The organism is Amycolatopsis sp. NPDC104775, assembly GCF_055583325.1.
In genome coordinates this window covers 655,673-672,614 of sequence record NZ_JBVJOE010000003.1, presented here as the reverse complement: position 1 = coordinate 672,614, position 16,942 = coordinate 655,673, and the positions used below count along the sequence as shown (strand labels likewise).

Genomic DNA, 16,942 nt, shown 5'->3' with positions numbered 1-16,942 from the left:
ATTCGCCCCGCTTTGGCAGGAAAGTTTCTTTTCTTCCGGTGCGGGAGGGCAGGCGTACGTCTCGACCCGACGATACGGGCTCGGGCGGCGAAACCCCGGGACGGCACGCAGAGTTCGCCGTGCGCTGGTTGACGGATCAGGCGTCGGGCAGCCAATTGCCGTGGAAGCCCGCGGGCACGCGGCCCGGCAGATGGACTGTCGCGACCGGATCCGCTTCGAGGTCCTGCGCGTCGAGCACCACCAGGTCGCTGCGGTCGTTCGGTCCGTCGTAGACGTAGGCGAGCAGCCAGCCCGCGCCGTCCGGACGGTCGTCCGCCGGGACGAACACCGCCTCGCCCGGGATGTGTCCTTCCGGGAACAGATGCTCGCGCGCGGCGTTCGTGTGCAGGTCGTAGCGGCGGAGGACGAGCGGGCCTTCGGGGCCGTGCCTGCCGGTGACGTGCCCGAAGCGGGCGTCGAGCCCGGCGAGCCGGTCGTCGATGCGGGGGAATTCGCCGTCGCGGTCGTCGAGCAGGTCTTCGCTGACCGTGCCCGTGTGCGGATCGATCGTCCACTTCCACAGGGCGCCTTCCGGGTCTGGGACGCCCGGCCGGTACAACTGCTCGTACCGCACGACATGCACCACGATCCGGCCGTCGGCGGTGTCGTGTGCGTTGAGGGTGTGGAAGACGTAGCACGGGTCGATCTCGAACCAGCGCACGCCGTCTTGTGGGCGGTCGCGGCTGAGCAGGCCGAGGCGCGCGCCGTACGTGTCGCTCCAGCGGAACGGCATGCCGTCGGTTCCGTGGTCGAACACCACCGGCAGATCGAAGAACACCACGTGCCGACGGGTGAGCGCGAAGTCGTGCATCATCGTCAGCCCCGGCACGTCGATCGGCTGCCGCAGCACGAGTTCCCCGGCGGCGTCGGCGCGGTAGTAGCTCACGTGCGGGGCGGTGATGCTGCCGTAGCCGAAGAAATGCAGTTCGCCGGTTTCCGGGCAGATCTTGGGATGCGCGGTCATCGAATCGGCGAGCTTGCCGTCGAAATCGTAGACGCCGACGGTGTCGAGATCCGTGGTGATTTCGTAGGGCAGCGAGGATTCCACGAGCGCGAGCGTGCGTCCCGCGTGATTGACGACATGGGTGTTCGCGACGCTCGACCGGAGATTTCGGGTTCCGTCGGCGTTGTACAGCGCCGGATTCGGGAGGTCGAAGCTTTCGGTGCGCACCCAGCGATTCCGGTACCAAGCCGCGCGCCCGTTTTCGAGCCGCACGCCGTGCACCATTCCGTCGCCGGTGAACCAATGCGCGCTGTCCTGGCGCGGGTTCGGCCCGTTGCGCAGGTACCAGCCAGTGAGCTCCGGCGGCAGCGCACCGGTGACGGGCAGGTCGTAGGCGGTGAGTTCGTCATGGACCGGTGCGTAATGGCCCTTGAGGTGGAAATCGGTGGTGGCCATGAAGTCACGCGGCTTTCTGGGCACGGGCCCGGACGATGCGCGGGTAGCGAATGGTGAACGAGATCGGAATCGCGAAGCCGAGCACCTTGATGACGACCAGCGCGATCGTGTTGTGCGGCGCGTAATGCAGCAGCACGGCTTCGGCAATGCCCGCGACGGTGAAACTGGCCGCCCAAACGGCGGTGATGACGACGTTGACCCGGCGAAAAACCGCGGTCGCGGCGATTTCCGGCGGGACCATGGTTTTCGCGATCCCCAGCGTGAACGGCCGTTTCGCCGCGATCGAACCCCAGGCGGTCACGGCCAGCCAGAGATCGGTCAGCGCGCCGACGTAGTCCCGCAGCGGCGAGGCCGGGTCGCTGAAGGACCAGATCGAAAGCACCGCGAAGAAAGCGACCGCGGAGACCTCGATGACCAGCGTGTCCCAGCCCTTGCCCTGCCGGCGTTCGAGCAGGAGCAGACCGCCCGCGAGGACGAGTCCGGTGAGGCCGGACCAGCGCCAGTCGGCCTGGGTGGACACGATCGCGAAGGCGATCCAGGGAAGGAAACTCTTCAGGTAGTTCATCGGGCCCCTCACGTTCCTGTAGTGACATGTCAACGCTAGAACGTGCGGATTGGACATGTCAATAGTGGAAGGTAGGCTGGGGTGCATGACTTTGCGACACGCGGTGCTAGGGCTGCTGGCGACAGCCCCCGGAAGCGGCTACGACCTGCTGAAACGCTTCGAAACGGCGATGTCGAGCGTCTGGACGGCCACGCAGAGCCAGCTGTACGGGGAACTGGGCAAGCTGGAGGGGGCGGACCTGATCGAGGTCTCCGCGGCGGGGCCGCGCGGGCGCAAGGAGTACGCGATCACCGACGCCGGGCGCGCGGAGCTGCGCAAATGGCTACTGGAGGACAAACCGCCGGCGGCGCGGCGGAACGAGATGCTGCTGCGGGTGTACTTCCTGGGCGAGGTCACGCCGGAGGAAGCCCGGGGATTCCTGGCCCGGCACGGTGCTTTCGCCAAGGGGCTGGGCGAGGAACTGGAGGCGATCGACGCGTCAGTGGACTGGGACGACAGCGATCCGTCGCTCTACGGCCGTCTCGCCTTGGAATGGGGCAAGCGCTACGCGGCGATGGAACGGGACTGGGCGGAGTGGGCGGCGGAAACCATCCGCGCCCACCGCGGGTGACGATCGTGACCGGCGACCAAGCCCGCCACTGCGGCGACGACGTGGTTTTCGCGCGAGACCTCCGGGACGAGGGCGAGCCGGAGGCCGAGTTCAATCCCGGCATCGCCGCCCGGTTTCCGCGCAAGAACGCAGCCGCGGGAATCCTCGCCCGCGACGACCGCGACCGGGTTCTGTTCGTCTGCCCGACCTACAAGCCCTTCCTGGAGATTCCGGGCGGTCTGGTCGAAGAGGGCGAGTCGCCGCTGGCCGCGTGCCGCCGGGAGGTCCGCGAAGAACTCGGCATCGACGTCGCGGGAGGACGCCTGCTGGTCGTCGATTGGCTGCCCGCCCACGGCGTTTGGCGCGACAGCCTGCAGTTCGTCTTCGACGGCGGCGTGCTGAGCCGCGAACAGATCGGCGCCATCCGCCTGGCCTCGGACGAGCTGAGCCGGTTCGAGTTCCTCGAACTCGAGGCCGCGCGGTCTCTCTTGCGGCCCTTCAAAGCGCGACGGATTGCGCTGGCCTGCCAAGCGTTGCAGACGGGCGAGACGGTCTACGGCGAGTTCGGCCGGAGGCTCGGGTAGTCCTCCGGCCGAACGCCGGTTTTCACCCGTCCGAGGACCGCTTCCAGATGTTGATGTCTTCCTCGGTGGCGTACTGGTCGATCTCCGCCAGTTCCTCTTCGGTGAACGACAGGTTGTCCAGCGCGGCCACGTTGTCCTCCAGCTGCTTCACGCTGCTGGCCCCGATCACCAGCGACGTCATCCGCGGATCCCGCAACGCCCACGCCAGCGCCAGCTGCGCCAACGTCTGCCCCCGCCGCTGCGCGATCTCGCCCAGCGCCCGGATCTTGCCCAGCTTCTCTTCGGTGATCGTGTCCGGGTTCAGCGACTTCCCTTGCGCCGCACGGGAATCCGAGGGCACGCCGGACAGGTACTTGTTCGTCAGCAACCCTTGCGCCAGCGGCGAAAACGCGATGCACCCGGCTCCCGCCTGCTCCAGCGTGCCGAGCAGATCGTCCGCCTCGGTCCAGCGATTGAACATCGAGTACGACGGCTGGTGGATCAGCAGCGGCGTGCCCAGTTCGCGCAGCAATTGCGCGGCTTCCGCGGTCCGCGCGGAGTTGTAGGACGAGATCCCGACGTACAGCGCCTTGCCCGACCGGACCGCCCGGTCGAGCGCGCCGACGGTCTCTTCCAGCGGAGTCTCCGGATCGAAGCGGTGCGAGTAGAAGATGTCGACGTAGTCCAGCCTCATCCGCGCCAGCGACTGGTCGAGACTGGCCAGCAGGTACTTCCGCGAACCCCACTCGCCGTACGGCCCGGGCCACATGTCGTAGCCGGCCTTGGTCGAAATGATCAGCTCGTCGCGGTACGGCTTCAAGTCGCTCGCCAGCATCCGGCCGAAGTTCTCCTCGGCGCTGCCGTACGGCGGGCCGTAGTTGTTGGCCAGGTCGAAGTGCGTGATGCCCAGGTCGAACGCGCGCTGGACGATCTCGCGCTGGAGCGTGAGCGGGCGGTCGTTCCCGAAGTTGTGCCACAGCCCGAGCGAGATCGCGGGCAGTTTCAGGCCGCTGCGCCCGCAGCGGCGGTAGGGCATCGAGTCGTAACGGGCATCAGCGGCAGCGTAAGTCACGCCGCGATGCTAGCCCGCGATGCCGCGCCGAGCCCTGTGCGCGGGGGTCAAGATCCGGTTCGGCCGCTAAATTCCCTCTGTACTGTGCGGACCAAGACGGTGCCCCGGCGGTGCGTGACCTGACAGCGAGGACGTGTGGCGAAGGTTCGATGGCAATGGCTCGCACTCGGGCTCGGGCTGACGGCCGTCGTCTCTGCGGGATGCAGCGGCGCCGGTCCGGCGGAGACGTTCGCGAAGACGAACGCCTGCGAGTTGCTGGCAACTGCCGCGCGGGGCACGCCGATCGACCCGCAGCGAAGCGAGTACAAGCTGACGGAATCCACCCCGGCCGTGACGACGGGAGGCGTGGGCGGCTGCCGCACCGAGTGGAACCCGCCGCGCGGCAAGCTCACCGGCGGCAATCTGGCCGCGACTCTGGACCTCGCCGAGGCGGAGGACTGGAGCGGGCACAGCGAGCCGAGTTCCAAGAGCGGGCCCGAAATCCGGAAGGACACCACGAAAGGCGGCGGCGGATGCCGGTATCAGATCCTGATTCCCGGCACTGACGCGGCGGTGCAGGTCTGGTATCTCGATCGCTCCGTGGGCAACGAAGGGTCCTGCGCGGTCGCGAAACGCTTGGTCGACCAGGTCGCTGCGCATTTGCCGTGAATACGGCCCCGAGCCCGGCGCGGTGCCCGCTTTCTGGCTGAGGCGGCGACTGGCCAGTACAGTGCAGGTGAGCGATCGCTTAGGAGGCACCGTGGGCACCGGGTTTTTCTCGTCCGTCGACGACGTGTCGGCGCAGCTGGCCGAGGCCGGGTACCTCGCGTCGACCGCGGTCGCGACCACGGTGTTCCTCGCCGACCGGCTGGGGAAGCCGCTGCTGGTCGAAGGCCCGGCCGGGGTCGGCAAGACCGCGCTGGCGACGGCGGTCGCCGAGGTCACCGGCTCGCGGCTGGTGCGGTTGCAGTGCTACGAGGGCATCGACGAGGCCCGCGCGCTGTACGAGTGGAATCACGCGAAGCAACTGCTGCGGATCACCGCGGGCCGCGACGAGACGTGGGACGAGGCGCGCACCGACATCTTCGGCGAGGAGTTCCTGCTCCGCCGACCGCTGCTCACCGCGATTTCCGGCACCGAGCCGACCGTGCTGCTGATCGACGAAACGGACAAGGCCGACGTCGAGATCGAGGGCCTGCTGCTGGAGGTGCTCGGCGATTTCCAGGTGACTGTGCCCGAACTCGGCACGATCACCGCGACGCGGCAGCCGTTCGTGGTGCTCACGTCGAACGCGACGCGCGAGCTGTCCGAGGCGCTGCGGCGGCGGTGCCTGTTCCTGCACATCGATTTCCCGGACGAGGATCTCGAACGCGAGATCGTCCGGTTGAAGGTGCCCGGCATCGAGGCCGCGCTGGCGAATTCGGTGGTGCGCGTGATCGCCGCGCTGCGGGCGATGGACCTGCGGAAACTGCCGTCGGTGGCGGAGACCGTCGACTGGGCGCGCACGCTGCTGGAGCTGGGCGCGGGCGCGCTCGACGAGCGGGTGGTGCGCGAAAGCCTCGGTGTCGTGCTGAAACATCAGGACGACATCGCTAAGGCCGGGGCCGGGCTGAATCTCGACCGGGTGCTGGACGCGTCATGACCGCCGCGCCGGGCCTGACCGGACGGCTCGCCGAGTTCGTGCGGGCCTTGCGGGCGCAAGGCATCCCGGCCGGTCCCGGCGAGACGGCCGACGCTGCGGCCGCGCTCGAAGTGCTCGGCCTGGACGACCGCGAACTGGTCCGCGAAGGGCTCGCCGCCGCGCTGGTCCGCCGGGGCGGGCAGCGGACGGTGTTCGACGCCGCGTTCGACCTGTACTTCCCGGCCGGCGTCGGCGCGCCGGAGCTGGCGCGCGAGAACCCGCCGCGGGACCGGGAGGAACTGCGGGAAGCGCTCGCCGCCGCTCTGGCCGAAGGCGACGACCAGGCGTTGGACCAGCTCGCCGGACTCGCCGTGGACCTGCTCGGCCAGTACGGCGTGGGAACCGGCCCAGGCGGCGGGTACTCCGCGCACCAAACGCTGGACCGGCTGCAACCGCAGACGCTCATCGCCCAGGTGCTCGCCGCGATGCGCGCCTCCGGCGCCCCGGACGAGTTCACCGACCGGCTCACCCGCGACGAAATCCGCCGCCGCGTCGAGGGTTTCCGCGGGCGCGTGCGTACCGAAGCGCGCCGCCGGGCCGCCGAACTCCGCGGCCGGGAACGAATCGCCAAGCACGCGATCGCACCCGCCGCCGACCGCGTCGACTTCCTTCTCGCCAGCCGCACGCAATTGGCCGAGCTGCGGCGCACCATCCAGCCGCTCTCCCGCAAACTCGCCACCAGGCTCGCCGCGCGCCGCAAACGCACCACTCGCGGTCAGATCGACCTGCGCCGAACGCTGCGTCGTTCACTTTCCACCGGCGGCGTGCCCTTGCGGCCAGCCTACCGGCACCGCCGCCCCGGCCGCCCGGAAATCATCCTGCTGTGCGATCTTTCCGGTTCGGTAGCGGGTTTCGCGAACTTCACCATGCTGCTGGTGCAAGCATTGCGGGACCAGTTCAGCAAAATCCGCGTGTTCGGTTTCGTCGACAGCACCGACGAGGTGACGCACCTGGTGGACACCGGCGCCGCCGATCCCGAACAGCTGGGCGCCCGAATGCTCAGCGAAGCCGCGGTAGTCCGCTGGGACGGCCACAGCGATTACGGCCGCGCGCTGGGACAGTTCACCTCGCACTGGCTGGACGCGGTCGGCCCGCGAACGTCGGTCCTCATCCTGGGCGACGCCCGGACGAACGGCGGCGACCCGAATCTCGACGCCGTCCGCGCGATCCGCTCCCGCGCCCGGCACGTCCACTGGCTGAATCCCGAACGCCGCGCCCTGTGGGGGACGGGCGATTCGGCCGCGCCGGACTACGCGGAACTGGTGGAAATGCACGAATGCCGGAACGCGCAGCAGCTGGGCGTGCTGGTCACGCGCCTTCTGCCGACCTGAGCCAGCCGTCGATCTCCTTGTGCAGCAACGCTTTGGTCTCTTCGGGTGCGAACGACGCGTCCACCGCGTTGCGAGCCAGCTGAGCCAACGTCGGGTCGTCGTAACCGAAAACCTCACGCGCACGGGTGAACTCGTCGGTGATCGTGGTGCCGGTGACGTCCGGGACATCCGTGTTCAGCGTGACTTTGAGCCCCGCCTCGATCAACCGGGGAAGCGGGTGCTCGGCGAGCGTCGGAACCAACCCGAGCGTGACGTTCGACGAAGGACACACCTCGAGCGCGATCCCGCTTTTCGCGACCTGTTCGGTCAGTTCCGGGTCCTCCGCGATACGGATCCCGTGGCCGATGCGCTCCGCACCGCCGATTTCGATCGCCTCGCGGATGCTGTCCGGTCCGGCGTCCTCGCCGGCGTGGTGAACGAGATGCAACCCCGCCTCCCGTGCCCGGACGAACACGTCCTCGAACGGGGCGAGCGAGTGCTTTTCTTCGCCAGCCATCCCGATCGCGATGACTTCTTCGTGCTGCTTGGCCAGCTCCAGCGTCTTCCCGGCCCGTTCGACCGAGCGTCGCCGTGAGTGGTCGAGGATCAGCCTCCAGTGCAGCCCATGCTCTTTCCCGCCTTCCGACAGTCCTTTGAGGACGGCGTTCAGCGGCAGTTCAAGATCCCCGAGCCGTTCCCCGTGCGAGGCAGCGGTGAACGTGACCTCGACGTACCGAGTCCCTTGGGCGGCTTCGTCCGCGCAGAACTCGCGCGCGATCCGTTCGAAGTCTTCGGCCTCGCGCAAACACGACCGGGTGAGACTGTTGCGATCGGCGAACGCCCGAAACCCGTCGAACGCGGCTGGTTTGTCCGGCAGTTCGATTCCGTGGCCGGCGGCCAGCTCCTTGAGCGTGCCGGGACGGATTGTGCTCTCGAGGTGGACATGGAGGTGCACCTTGGGAAGGGCGGAAAGATCGCGCACGCGTCGGATGATGCCTGGCGCACGATCTTCTGTCATCCGGATTTCGCCGGGAACCCGCGGCGGTCGGGCGGCGTTGGGGTAGGTGACGGAGATTTCCGCAGGGGAAGGGACGCGCGATGGCTTTGCTGAAGAAACTCACTGTGCTGGCCGGTGCCGCGGGTGCGGTGTCGTATGTGCGGAAGAACCCGGAGAAGGTCAACGAGGCCGTGGGCAAGGCGGCGCGCTTCGTCGACGAGAAGACGAGTGGGCGCTACCACTCGCAGATCGCCGGGGCGGTGCGGAAGGTTTCGGACACGACCCGTCCTCGGACGGCTGAGTAAAGGCCAGACCTGTCGCCGGGTCGCCGGGGCCGTCAGGCGACCCGGTACGCGGCGGCTCCGTTGTGCAGGAAGCGCGCGCGGCCGTGCTCGTCGGAGTCGACTAGGGAAAGGACCTGGTGGCTGTTGAGCTTCGGTTCGGCGGTGATGATCGCGTGGTCGTTGAGGCGGACGACCTCGACGCGCTGCGCGGGCTTGCCGTACCGCGCCCCGGCGGTCTCTTGGCGCGGGTGGTGGGTGAGGAACGCCCGGCCGTGGTCGACGGTCAGGGCGAGGTCGTACAAGGTGGTGCGGTAGGTGCCGCACATCCGGTGCGCGTCGAGGGGAGCGGGGTTCGCGGGCGGCACGGGCGGTGGTGCCGTCTCGACGCCGGCGAGGTCCCGGAGCACCGTGCTGAAAAGCTCGTGGGCCAAGGGCTCGGCTCCCGCGCTGTTGGTCAGCACGGCCATCGCCACCCCTGCTGAGGGAACGACGCGCAAGAAGGCCTTCTGGCCCTTGGAGACGCCGGTGTGGCCGACGACGCCGTCCCGGTACAGCATCCAGCCCAGTCCCCAGCCGAGGACACCGCCACCGAAGTCCGGGACGGATTCCAGCTGCGGTTCGCGCAGTCCCGCGAGCGTCGGGTCGGCGAGGTGCAGGCGGACGAATTCCAGCAGGTCGCGGGCGCTCATCGCGAGATGCGAACCACTGGGTGCGGAGAAGTAGCGGACTGCCCAGCTGGTTGTCGGCTCGAGTTTTCCTTCGGTCTCGACGTGACCGACCGCGGCGCGGTGCAGGATCGCTTCGTAGGTGTCCACGGCGACGGTGGAAAGGCCCAGCGGAGCGGCCAGACGCTCCCGGAGCGCTTCGTGGAAGGTCCTGTCGCGCAAGACTTCCACCAGCCTGCCGAGCAACGCGTATCCGCTGTTGGAGTAGGAGAAAACGCCGCCCGGCGGAAACGGATGAGGGGCGTCGGCGAGGCTGGCGACGAATTTCTCGATCGCGTCGTCGTTGCGCCCGGTGTCGACGAAGTGATTGCCGTCGATGCCGCCCGTGTGGGTGAGCAGATGGCGGGCGGTCAGGGATTCCGTGGCTGCCGGATCGCGCAGCCGGAAACCGGGCAGGTAGGCGCGGACGGGACGGTCGAGGTCGAGCAAGCCGTCGTTCACCAACTGCTGGATCAGCGTGGCCGTCCAGATCTTGGTAATCGACCCGATCTTGAACACCGAGTCGGTCGTGGCCTCGATGCGGGTGCGGAGGCTGAGCACGCCGGCGGCCTCGTCCCGGATTTCCCCGTCGGCCAGCACTGCGACCTGCGCGCCCGGCACGTCGTGCTCCGCGATGAGCTCGCGCAGACCCCACATCATCCCCGCAACCTACTGCCCCGGGGGCTTGGTGCGGGCGGGTTGTGCCTCGTTGCGCAGAGCTAGCCAACCGGAGTGCCGAAAAGTGCTCTCCGGGGCTGGTTTCGCGGGCGGGGTTGGGGTTGTGGGGTTGGGTGTTGCTGGCCCAGTCTGGCGGCCGGTTTGCCTGGTGGGGTTGGCGGGCGCGGGTGGGTGTCGGTGGTTCGGCCTGGCGTTGGCCGGTTTCCCAGGCCAGGTTGGCGGGTGCGGGTCGGTATTGGTGGTCCAGCCCTGCGGCGGCCGGTTCCGCGGGTGGGTTGGCGGGTGCGGGTGGGTGTTGGTGGCTCGGCTTGGCGTTGGCCGGTTTCCCAGGCCAGGTTGGCGGGTGCGGGTCGGTATTGGTGGTCCAGCCCGGCGGCGGCCGGTTTCGCGGGTGGGTTGCTGGACGTGGGTGGGTGTTGGTGGCTCGGCTTGGCGTTGGCCGGTTTTCCCACGCCAGGTTGGCGGCGCGGGTCAGTGTTGGTGATTCAGCTCGGCGGCGGCCGGTTTGTCGGGTGGCGTTGGCGGGCGCGGGTGGGTGTTGGTGGTTCGGCCTGGGGTTGGCCGGTTTCCCGGGCCATGTTTGCGGGCGCTGGGTCAGCCTTGCTGGCCCAGCCTGGCGGTCGGTTTGGCTGGTGGGGTTGGTGGGCGCGGGTCGGTGCGGTGGTTCGGCCTAGCGTTGGCCGGTTTCCCAGGCCAGGTTGGCAGGCGCGAGTCAGTGTTGCTGGCCCAGCCCGGCGACAGCCGACTGCCCAGCCGACGTTGCGCGAGCGCGGAGCTGGTGGCAGCAGCTCCGCCCCACGTCACTCCTCGGCCAGCGTCGCCAGCACGCCCTCCCCGTACTTGGCCAGCTTGCTCTCGCCCACCCCGCTCACCGTGCCCAACGCGTCCAGTGTCGTCGGCATGAGCGTGGCGATCTGGCGCAGCGTCGCGTCGTGGAAGATCACGTACGCCGGGACGCCCTGTTCCTTCGCCGTCGCGGCGCGCCAAGCGCGCAGGCGCTCGAACACCGGTGCCGCTTCCGCGGGCATGTCGACCGGGGGAGCCGCCGGGCGGCGGGACGTGCGCGGGGCGCGCGCCGGACGTTCCGGTTCGCGGCGCAGCTGCACTTCCAGGGAGCCGTTGAGGACCGCCGCCGAACCTTCGGTCAGCACCAGCGAGCCGTAATCTCCTTCGACCGCGAGCAGGTTGCGGGCCAGCAGTTGCCGCACCACCGCACGCCATTCCGGTTCGCGCAGTTCGGTGCCGATGCCGAAGACCTTGAGCGTGTCGTGCTGGAACTGGGTGACCTTCGGGGTCGTCTTGCCCAGCAGGATGTCGATGATCTGCCCGGCGCCGAACTTCTGCCGTCGTTCGTTGCGCAGCCGGACCACTGTGGACAGCAGTTTTTGCGCGGGAATGGTGCCGTCCCAGCGTTCCGGCGGGTTCAAGCAGGTGTCACAGTTTCCGCACGGCTGACCGGACTGCCCGAAGTACGCCAGGATTTGCGTGCGCCGGCATTCGACCGTCTCGCACAGCGCCAGCATGGCGTTCAAGTGCTGGCCCTGCAGGCGGCGGTGCATCTCGTCGCCTTCGGAATTGTCGATCATTTTGCGTTGCTGCACCACGTCTTGCAGCCCGTACGCGAGCCAGGCGGTGGACGGTTGCCCGTCCCGGCCCGCGCGGCCGGTTTCCTGGTAATAGCCTTCCACCGACTTCGGCAGGTCCAGGTGCGCGACAAACCGGACGTCCGGTTTGTCGATGCCCATGCCGAACGCGATCGTGGCGACCACGACGAGCCCGTCCTCGCGCAGGAACCTCGACTGGTTCGCCGCGCGCGTCGCCTTGTCGAGCCCGGCGTGGTAGGGCAGCGCCGGGATTCCGTTCTGCACCAGGAATTCCGCGGTCTTCTCCACCGAAGCGCGAGACAGGCAGTAGACGATTCCGGCGTCGCCCTGGTGCTCGGTGCGCAGGAGGTCGAGCAGCTGCTTCTGCGGCGAGTTCTTCGGCACGATCCGGTACTGGATGTTCGGCCGGTCGAAGCTCGCGACGAAATGCTTCGCGTCGTCCAGGCCGAGCCGCTGCGAGATTTCCTTGTGCGTGGCCTCGGTCGCGGTGGCGGTGAGCGCGATCCGGGGCACGTCCGGCCAGCGTTCGTGCAGCGACGACAGCATCAGGTAGTCGGGCCGGAAATCGTGGCCCCACTGCGAGACACAGTGCGCTTCGTCGATCGCGAACAGCGCGATTTTGCCGCGGTCGAGCAGGCGCACCGTGGATTCGACCGACAACCGTTCGGGTGCCAGGTAAAGCAGGTCCAGCTCGCCCGAGACGAATGCCTCCTCCACCTGCTGCCGCTGCGCGAAATCCTGGGTGGAGTTGAGGAATCCGGCGCGCACGCCGACGTTGCGCAGCGCGTCGACCTGGTCCTGCATCAGCGCGATGAGCGGCGAGATCACCACGCCGACGCCCGGCCGCACCAGCGACGGGATCTGGTAGCACAGCGATTTCCCGCCGCCGGTGGGCATGAGCACCAGCGCGTCGCCGCCGGAGATCACGTGCTCGACGATCTCCGCCTGGTCGCCGCGGAACGCGTCGTAGCCGAAGACGCGCTGCAGAGTCTCGAGAGCGGGGGAACGGGTGGCCTGCTCGGCCAGATCGGGGTGCGCCACCCGGCCGATTCTAGGGCGGAGGGCTGTCCGGGCGAGCCTGCCCCGCCGGGTTCGGCGCGAGAGTCCCCATCGCACCGGCCGTTTTCGTGGGCTGCGGCGGACTCGATCGCACAGGGTGAACAGCATGGCGACTGGTGACAGCCGGGATGGCGGGACCCTTCACGCCACCCCCGTGACAGACGGTGTCGAGACAGCGGTCCCAGTGCCCTTCGGGTGTGGTCCGGAGGCGCACAATGGGATCCGTGGCATTTCCGATCGATGACCTGACCGGGTATTTTTCCGGGGATTGGCAGCTCGCGCGCGAAATCGTCGACGTCGACGGGGCGGCGCTGGGCAAGGCGAGCGGCCGCGCGGCGTTCACCTGGGACGACGGGGTGCTGGTCTATCGCGAGTCGGGAGAGTTGCAGCTGGGAGCGCATCGCGGACCGTTCACGCGGACCCTGCACTACCGGCCCGCCGGAGGCCCGCGCGCCGCCGTGCATTTCGACCACGGCGGGTTCTTCCACGACCTGGACCTGGCGACTGGGGAGTGGACAGCTGATCATCCGTGCGCCGCCGACTGGTATCGAGGCGCGTACCGGGTGCTCGACGACCGCCGGTGGGAACAGGAATGGGTGGTGACCGGGCCAGCCAAGGACCATGTGATCACCAGCCGGTTCACGCGGATGAAGAAGTGACTCCAGCTGCGGTCTAACGCCTGATTCCGCTCTGCCGCCCTGAGGAACCGGCGGTAATCGCAGCGCTCTACTTGCGCCGGTTGCGCAGGATCACCAACAGAACCGTGATCGCCGAAACCGCGCAGGCGGCGGTGATCACCATCCCAGCCCAGGCGGGAATCGCGATCCCGGCGATGTTGTCGAAGCCGGGCAGGGCGCGGGGCGCGGTGATCGCCACGGAGCCCTCCGTTCGTGTCGTCGGCGTGCGGATCGCTTGCGCGCCGGAGTTTACCCGACACCGGACGACACCGTCAGGTCCGAAGTGGACAGTCGCGGTCACCGTTGGTAGCCGGTGAAATGTGCCCTGCGGGGGCGGTTCGGCCGGTGCGAATGGACCCTTCGCGCCGCTCGGGTCACGATGCTGGGCAGGAGGCGATCTTCGAGGCATGATCGAGGCAAGCGCACGACGACGGAGAAGGAGCGCGGGATGAATGTGGCCGATCTGCTCGTGGACGGCTTCGGCCGGGTGCGGGAAGTGGTGCACCAGGCAGTCGAGGGCCTGACCGCGGAACAGCTGGCGGCGCGCCCTGGCCCGGAGGCCAACTCGATCGGCTGGCTGATCTGGCATCTGGCGCGGGTGCAAGACGACCACATCGCGGACGTCGCGGACACCGAGCAGCTCTGGACGGCAAAGGACTGGCGCGAGAAATTCGACCTGCCGTTCCCCGCCGACGACATCGGCTACGGACACCGCAGCGCCGACGTGGCCAAGGTGCGCCCGCAGTCGCCGGATTTGCTCACCGGGTACTACGACGCCGTGCACGAGCACACAGTGTCCTGGGTGTCCGGCCTCGACGCGGCGAAGCTGGACCGCGTCGTCGACAAAGGCTGGGACCCGCCAGTGACCCTCGGAGTCCGGCTGGTCAGCGTGCTGTCCGACGACCTGCAACACGCCGGACAGGCCGCCTACGTGAGGGGGTTGCTGGTGGGCTGACCTGGGCTGGAGCGACTGACGCGCTGGGCGGGTGACTGGGTCCCGCCCGGACAGTGGCGGCGAGCGGCCCGTGGACGGCAGGCAGTCCGTGGACGGCGCGCGGCCGGTGGACGAAACGCGGCCCGTGGATGGCAGGTGGAATGGGGCGGCTTCGCGGGTCGCGCGCCGTGGATGCCGCGACGGGGAGCGGCTGGGGCGGCGGCGGGTTGTGGGCTGCCCGGGTTTCGACGGCGGGGTTTCGGCGGCGGGGTTTCGGCGGCGGGCGAACCTGACCGGGGCGCTCGCACGCCGGTTACCAGCCATTATCGGGCGGTGCTGCGACCGCTGGTCGAACCGGCGGTGACTGGCGGACACGGGGCACGAGAGGGGAGGCGGAATTAGACCCGCTCTCCTCGGGCACCCGGCCGCGTAGCACCGCGCGGCGGCGCCTTCGCGCTGTGAGCCCTCGGTATCGCACGCCAGCGCCTTTGCGCCGCGCGTCGGAGCCTTCGGGCGGTGAGCCCTCGGCTCCGCGCGTCAGCGTTTCTGCGCGGCGTGTCGGCGCCTTCGCGCCGTGAGTCCTCGGCTCCGCACGCCAGTGTCTTTGCGCCGCGTGTCGGTGCCTTCGGGCTGTGAGTCCTCGGCTCCGCGCGTCAGCGTTTCTGCGCCGCGCGTCAGCGTCTCCGCGCCGTGAGCCTCAGTGGCGCAAGCCTTGCGTCCGCGCGCAACCCCACTGCCGAGAGGTCTCACTCGTACCGGGCTCCTCGATGGTCCGGCAGCCGTCGCGGGCCGGGGCCGTCTTGGCCCAGTTGGTCGCCTGGGTTGGCCAGGCGGCATTTGGCCAGGGACATGCAGCCGCAGCCGATGCAGTCGTTCAGCTGGTCGCGGAGTTGTTCCAGCTGGCGGATGCGCTGGTCCAGGTCGGTGCGCCAGCAGGACGAGATGCGGGACCAGTCGGCGCGGGTCGGGGTGCGGTCGTCGGGGAGGAGGGCCAGCACGGCGCGGATCTGCGCCAGCGGCATGCCCACCCGCTGCGACATGCGGATGAACGTGACCCGCCGCAGGGCGTCGCGGCGGTAGCGGCGCTGGTTGCCCGCGGTGCGCCTGCTGCGGATCAGGTTTTCGTCCTCGTAGAACCGCAGGGCCGACGCCGGTACGCCGCTGCGGCGGGAAAGTTCGCCCACGGTCAGTTCGGGCAGCTCCGTTTTTGTCATGCGCGCAGCATAGCTTGACTTAAAGGGAGCTTGAAGTTCGAGACTCGCTTCCGGAGGCGGGAAACCTGTTCCGCCCCGGGAAAAGGAGAACACCGTGTCCGAAGCTCCCGTCCGGCTCGCAGTGCTCGTCGGCAGCGCGAGGGAGGGGCGGTTCGCCCCCACGGTCGTGCGCTGGTTCGCCGGCCAGGCCGATCTGCATGGCGGGTTCGAGGTCGACGTCCTCGACGTCGCCGAGATCTCGCTGCCGCTCGCCATGAACGGCGAGGGAGCCGCGCCCGTCGCCGCCCGGCTCGAAGCGGCGGACGCGTTCGTCGTGGTCACGCCGGAGTACAACCACAGCTACCCGGCCGCGCTCAAGAACGTCCTCGACTGGTTCCACGGCGAATGGCACGCGAAACCGGTCGGTTTCGTGTCCTACGGCGGGATTTCCGGCGGCCTGCGCGCGGTCGAGCACCTCCGCCCGGTCTTCGCCGAACTGCACGCGGTCACCATCCGCGAAACCGTGAGCTTCCACGGCGCGCACGGCCGGTTCGGGGAGAACGGCGAACCCGTCGACCCCGCCGCGGCGACGGCGGCGACGGCGTTGCTCGACCAGCTCGAATGGTGGGCGCGCGCGTTGCAGGACGCGCGGTCGGTGCGGGCTTATCCTGCATAATCCGGCGATCGTGATGCCAAGGGTTCCCGGTGGGATGTCGGTGTTCTGCCGCGTAGATCGGTGCGCCCGGGCCGTAGCCCTTGCGTCCCGCGCTGTAGGTGGCGCTGCCGGGCCTGGGGAAAGTGCGGACAGACCGGCGTGGTCCGGCTGATTGCGCGGATGTCGTGTGCCGTGGCTCGGACCGGGGTGATTCCTCGGTAGGCGGTGCTGTCCGGCGCGATCCCGGCATGAGCTGGGGGAGCGGCACGGTCGGGCGAAAGTGTGGCCCGACTGGCGTGGTTCGGCTCATGAGTGCTCAGCACCGTGGGTTGACCGGGATGATTCCGGGGCATGCGGTGCAGCCCGGCCGACCCCGGCATCGGCTCGGCGAGCGATGCGGCTGGGGTGCGTGAGAGTGTGGCCTGACCGGCGCGGTGCCAGCTGCTTGCGCGGGTGCCCTTGCCGTGCCTGGGCCGGGTGATTCCGTGGTGAGGCCCGGCGCGGTCCCGGCATGGGCTGGGGAATCGGCACAGTCGGGCAAAGCGTGGCCGACTGGCTTGGTTCGGCTGGTGAGTGTCCAGCACCGTGGGTCGACCGGGATGATTCCCGGGTTGAGCGGTGAAGATCGGCGCGATCCCGGCATCGGCTCGGCAAGCGATGCGGCGGGGCCTTGTGAGAGTCCGGCTGCGCAAGTGTCCTGTGCCGTGGCTCCACCGGCGTGATTTCCCAGAATCCAGGTGAAGCCCGGCGCGTTCCCCGTACCAGATGGGAAAGCGAGGCGGACAGAATCCGGTGCAGCAACTACCGACCAAAGCAGCAACCCCGGGGCAACATCCCCCCACGAAGCGGGGGAGGGGGGGGAAAGAAAGGACTTCCCCCCGAAAAACCCCACCACACCCCACCAAACCGCCCACCCCCCCACCTGCCCGCCCTTCCAAAAACCATCCCAACTTGCCCTCT

17 protein-coding genes are annotated in these 16,942 nt (G+C 68.9%); 9 read left to right on the top strand and 8 right to left on the bottom strand.

Annotated elements, in window-relative coordinates; translation table 11 throughout:
* Window positions 1–136 precede the first annotated feature (136 nt).
* On the bottom strand, window positions 137–1,438 hold the full coding sequence (locus tag ACZ63D_RS17250) for a carotenoid oxygenase family protein (RefSeq protein ID WP_465355284.1): 1,302 nt from the start codon (window positions 1,436–1,438) through the stop codon (window positions 137–139).
* Between the two features lie 4 nt (window positions 1,439–1,442).
* Window positions 1,443–2,003: a hypothetical protein gene (locus ACZ63D_RS17245; RefSeq protein WP_465355283.1), complete on the bottom strand. Its 561-nt coding sequence runs from the start codon at window positions 2,001–2,003 to the stop codon at window positions 1,443–1,445.
* Between the two features lie 85 nt (window positions 2,004–2,088).
* Between ACZ63D_RS17245 and ACZ63D_RS17240 the strand changes: the two genes are divergently transcribed.
* Window positions 2,089–2,613, top strand: coding sequence for a PadR family transcriptional regulator (locus ACZ63D_RS17240; protein ID WP_465355282.1), 525 nt, complete (start codon window positions 2,089–2,091; stop codon window positions 2,611–2,613).
* Between the two features lie 5 nt (window positions 2,614–2,618).
* Window positions 2,619–3,176, top strand: coding sequence for an NUDIX domain-containing protein (locus ACZ63D_RS17235; RefSeq protein WP_465355281.1), 558 nt, complete (start codon window positions 2,619–2,621; stop codon window positions 3,174–3,176).
* Between the two features lie 22 nt (window positions 3,177–3,198).
* On the opposite strand, the gene mgrA is transcribed toward ACZ63D_RS17235, so the two are convergent.
* On the bottom strand, window positions 3,199–4,227 hold the full coding sequence (mgrA, locus tag ACZ63D_RS17230; protein ID WP_465355280.1) for an L-glyceraldehyde 3-phosphate reductase: 1,029 nt from the start codon (window positions 4,225–4,227) through the stop codon (window positions 3,199–3,201).
* Window positions 4,228–4,362: 135 nt separating this feature from the next.
* Here mgrA and ACZ63D_RS17225 point away from each other — a divergent pair, with 135 nt between their 5' ends.
* The 3 genes from ACZ63D_RS17225 to ACZ63D_RS17215 all read left to right on the top strand — a co-directional run bounded on the left by ACZ63D_RS17225 (window position 4,363) and on the right by ACZ63D_RS17215 (window position 7,218).
* Window positions 4,363–4,875: a hypothetical protein gene (locus ACZ63D_RS17225; RefSeq protein WP_465355279.1), complete on the top strand. Its 513-nt coding sequence runs from the start codon at window positions 4,363–4,365 to the stop codon at window positions 4,873–4,875.
* A gap of 91 nt (window positions 4,876–4,966) precedes the next feature.
* On the top strand, window positions 4,967–5,848 hold the full coding sequence (locus tag ACZ63D_RS17220; RefSeq protein WP_465355278.1) for an AAA family ATPase: 882 nt from the start codon (window positions 4,967–4,969) through the stop codon (window positions 5,846–5,848).
* On the top strand, window positions 5,845–7,218 hold the full coding sequence (locus ACZ63D_RS17215; protein ID WP_465355277.1) for a vWA domain-containing protein: 1,374 nt from the start codon (window positions 5,845–5,847) through the stop codon (window positions 7,216–7,218). Before ACZ63D_RS17220 ends, ACZ63D_RS17215 begins: the two co-directional genes overlap by 4 nt.
* On the opposite strand, the gene add is transcribed toward ACZ63D_RS17215, so the two are convergent.
* The gene (gene add, locus ACZ63D_RS17210; protein ID WP_465355276.1) at window positions 7,196–8,179 is read right to left on the bottom strand and encodes an adenosine deaminase; all 984 of its coding nucleotides are present in this window, start codon (window positions 8,177–8,179) and stop codon (window positions 7,196–7,198) included. The genes ACZ63D_RS17215 and add overlap by 23 nt on opposite strands.
* A gap of 116 nt (window positions 8,180–8,295) precedes the next feature.
* Here add and ACZ63D_RS17205 point away from each other — a divergent pair, with 116 nt between their 5' ends.
* Complete coding sequence (locus ACZ63D_RS17205; protein ID WP_465355275.1) at window positions 8,296–8,499, top strand: antitoxin; 204 nt, start codon at window positions 8,296–8,298, stop codon at window positions 8,497–8,499.
* A gap of 32 nt (window positions 8,500–8,531) precedes the next feature.
* Here the strand turns inward: ACZ63D_RS17205 and ACZ63D_RS17200 are convergent, their stop codons facing one another.
* Window positions 8,532–9,842 (bottom strand): serine hydrolase domain-containing protein, encoded by a 1,311-nt coding sequence (locus ACZ63D_RS17200; RefSeq protein ID WP_465355274.1) that lies wholly within the window; start codon window positions 9,840–9,842, stop codon window positions 8,532–8,534.
* An 818-nt stretch (window positions 9,843–10,660) separates the two neighbouring features.
* On the bottom strand, window positions 10,661–12,505 hold the full coding sequence (recQ, locus tag ACZ63D_RS17195; protein WP_465355273.1) for a DNA helicase RecQ: 1,845 nt from the start codon (window positions 12,503–12,505) through the stop codon (window positions 10,661–10,663).
* Window positions 12,506–12,747: 242 nt separating this feature from the next.
* On the opposite strand from recQ, the gene ACZ63D_RS17190 reads away from it, so the two are divergent.
* Complete coding sequence (locus ACZ63D_RS17190; RefSeq protein WP_465355272.1) at window positions 12,748–13,182, top strand: DUF6314 family protein; 435 nt, start codon at window positions 12,748–12,750, stop codon at window positions 13,180–13,182.
* Window positions 13,183–13,249: 67 nt separating this feature from the next.
* Here the strand turns inward: ACZ63D_RS17190 and ACZ63D_RS17185 are convergent, their stop codons facing one another.
* A complete protein-coding gene (locus ACZ63D_RS17185; RefSeq protein ID WP_465355271.1) occupies window positions 13,250–13,399 on the bottom strand; it encodes a hypothetical protein in 150 nt (49 codons plus the stop codon).
* A gap of 249 nt (window positions 13,400–13,648) precedes the next feature.
* Here ACZ63D_RS17185 and ACZ63D_RS17180 point away from each other — a divergent pair, with 249 nt between their 5' ends.
* On the top strand, window positions 13,649–14,155 hold the full coding sequence (locus ACZ63D_RS17180; protein ID WP_465355270.1) for a mycothiol transferase: 507 nt from the start codon (window positions 13,649–13,651) through the stop codon (window positions 14,153–14,155).
* 725 nt (window positions 14,156–14,880) lie between these two features.
* On the opposite strand, the gene soxR is transcribed toward ACZ63D_RS17180, so the two are convergent.
* Entirely contained in the window at window positions 14,881–15,348 is a 468-nt protein-coding gene (gene soxR, locus ACZ63D_RS17175; RefSeq protein ID WP_465355269.1) for a redox-sensitive transcriptional activator SoxR, read from the bottom strand.
* A gap of 94 nt (window positions 15,349–15,442) precedes the next feature.
* On the opposite strand from soxR, the gene ACZ63D_RS17170 reads away from it, so the two are divergent.
* Window positions 15,443–16,003, top strand: coding sequence for an NADPH-dependent FMN reductase (locus tag ACZ63D_RS17170; RefSeq protein ID WP_465355268.1), 561 nt, complete (start codon window positions 15,443–15,445; stop codon window positions 16,001–16,003).
* Window positions 16,004–16,942: the final 939 nt, after the last annotated feature.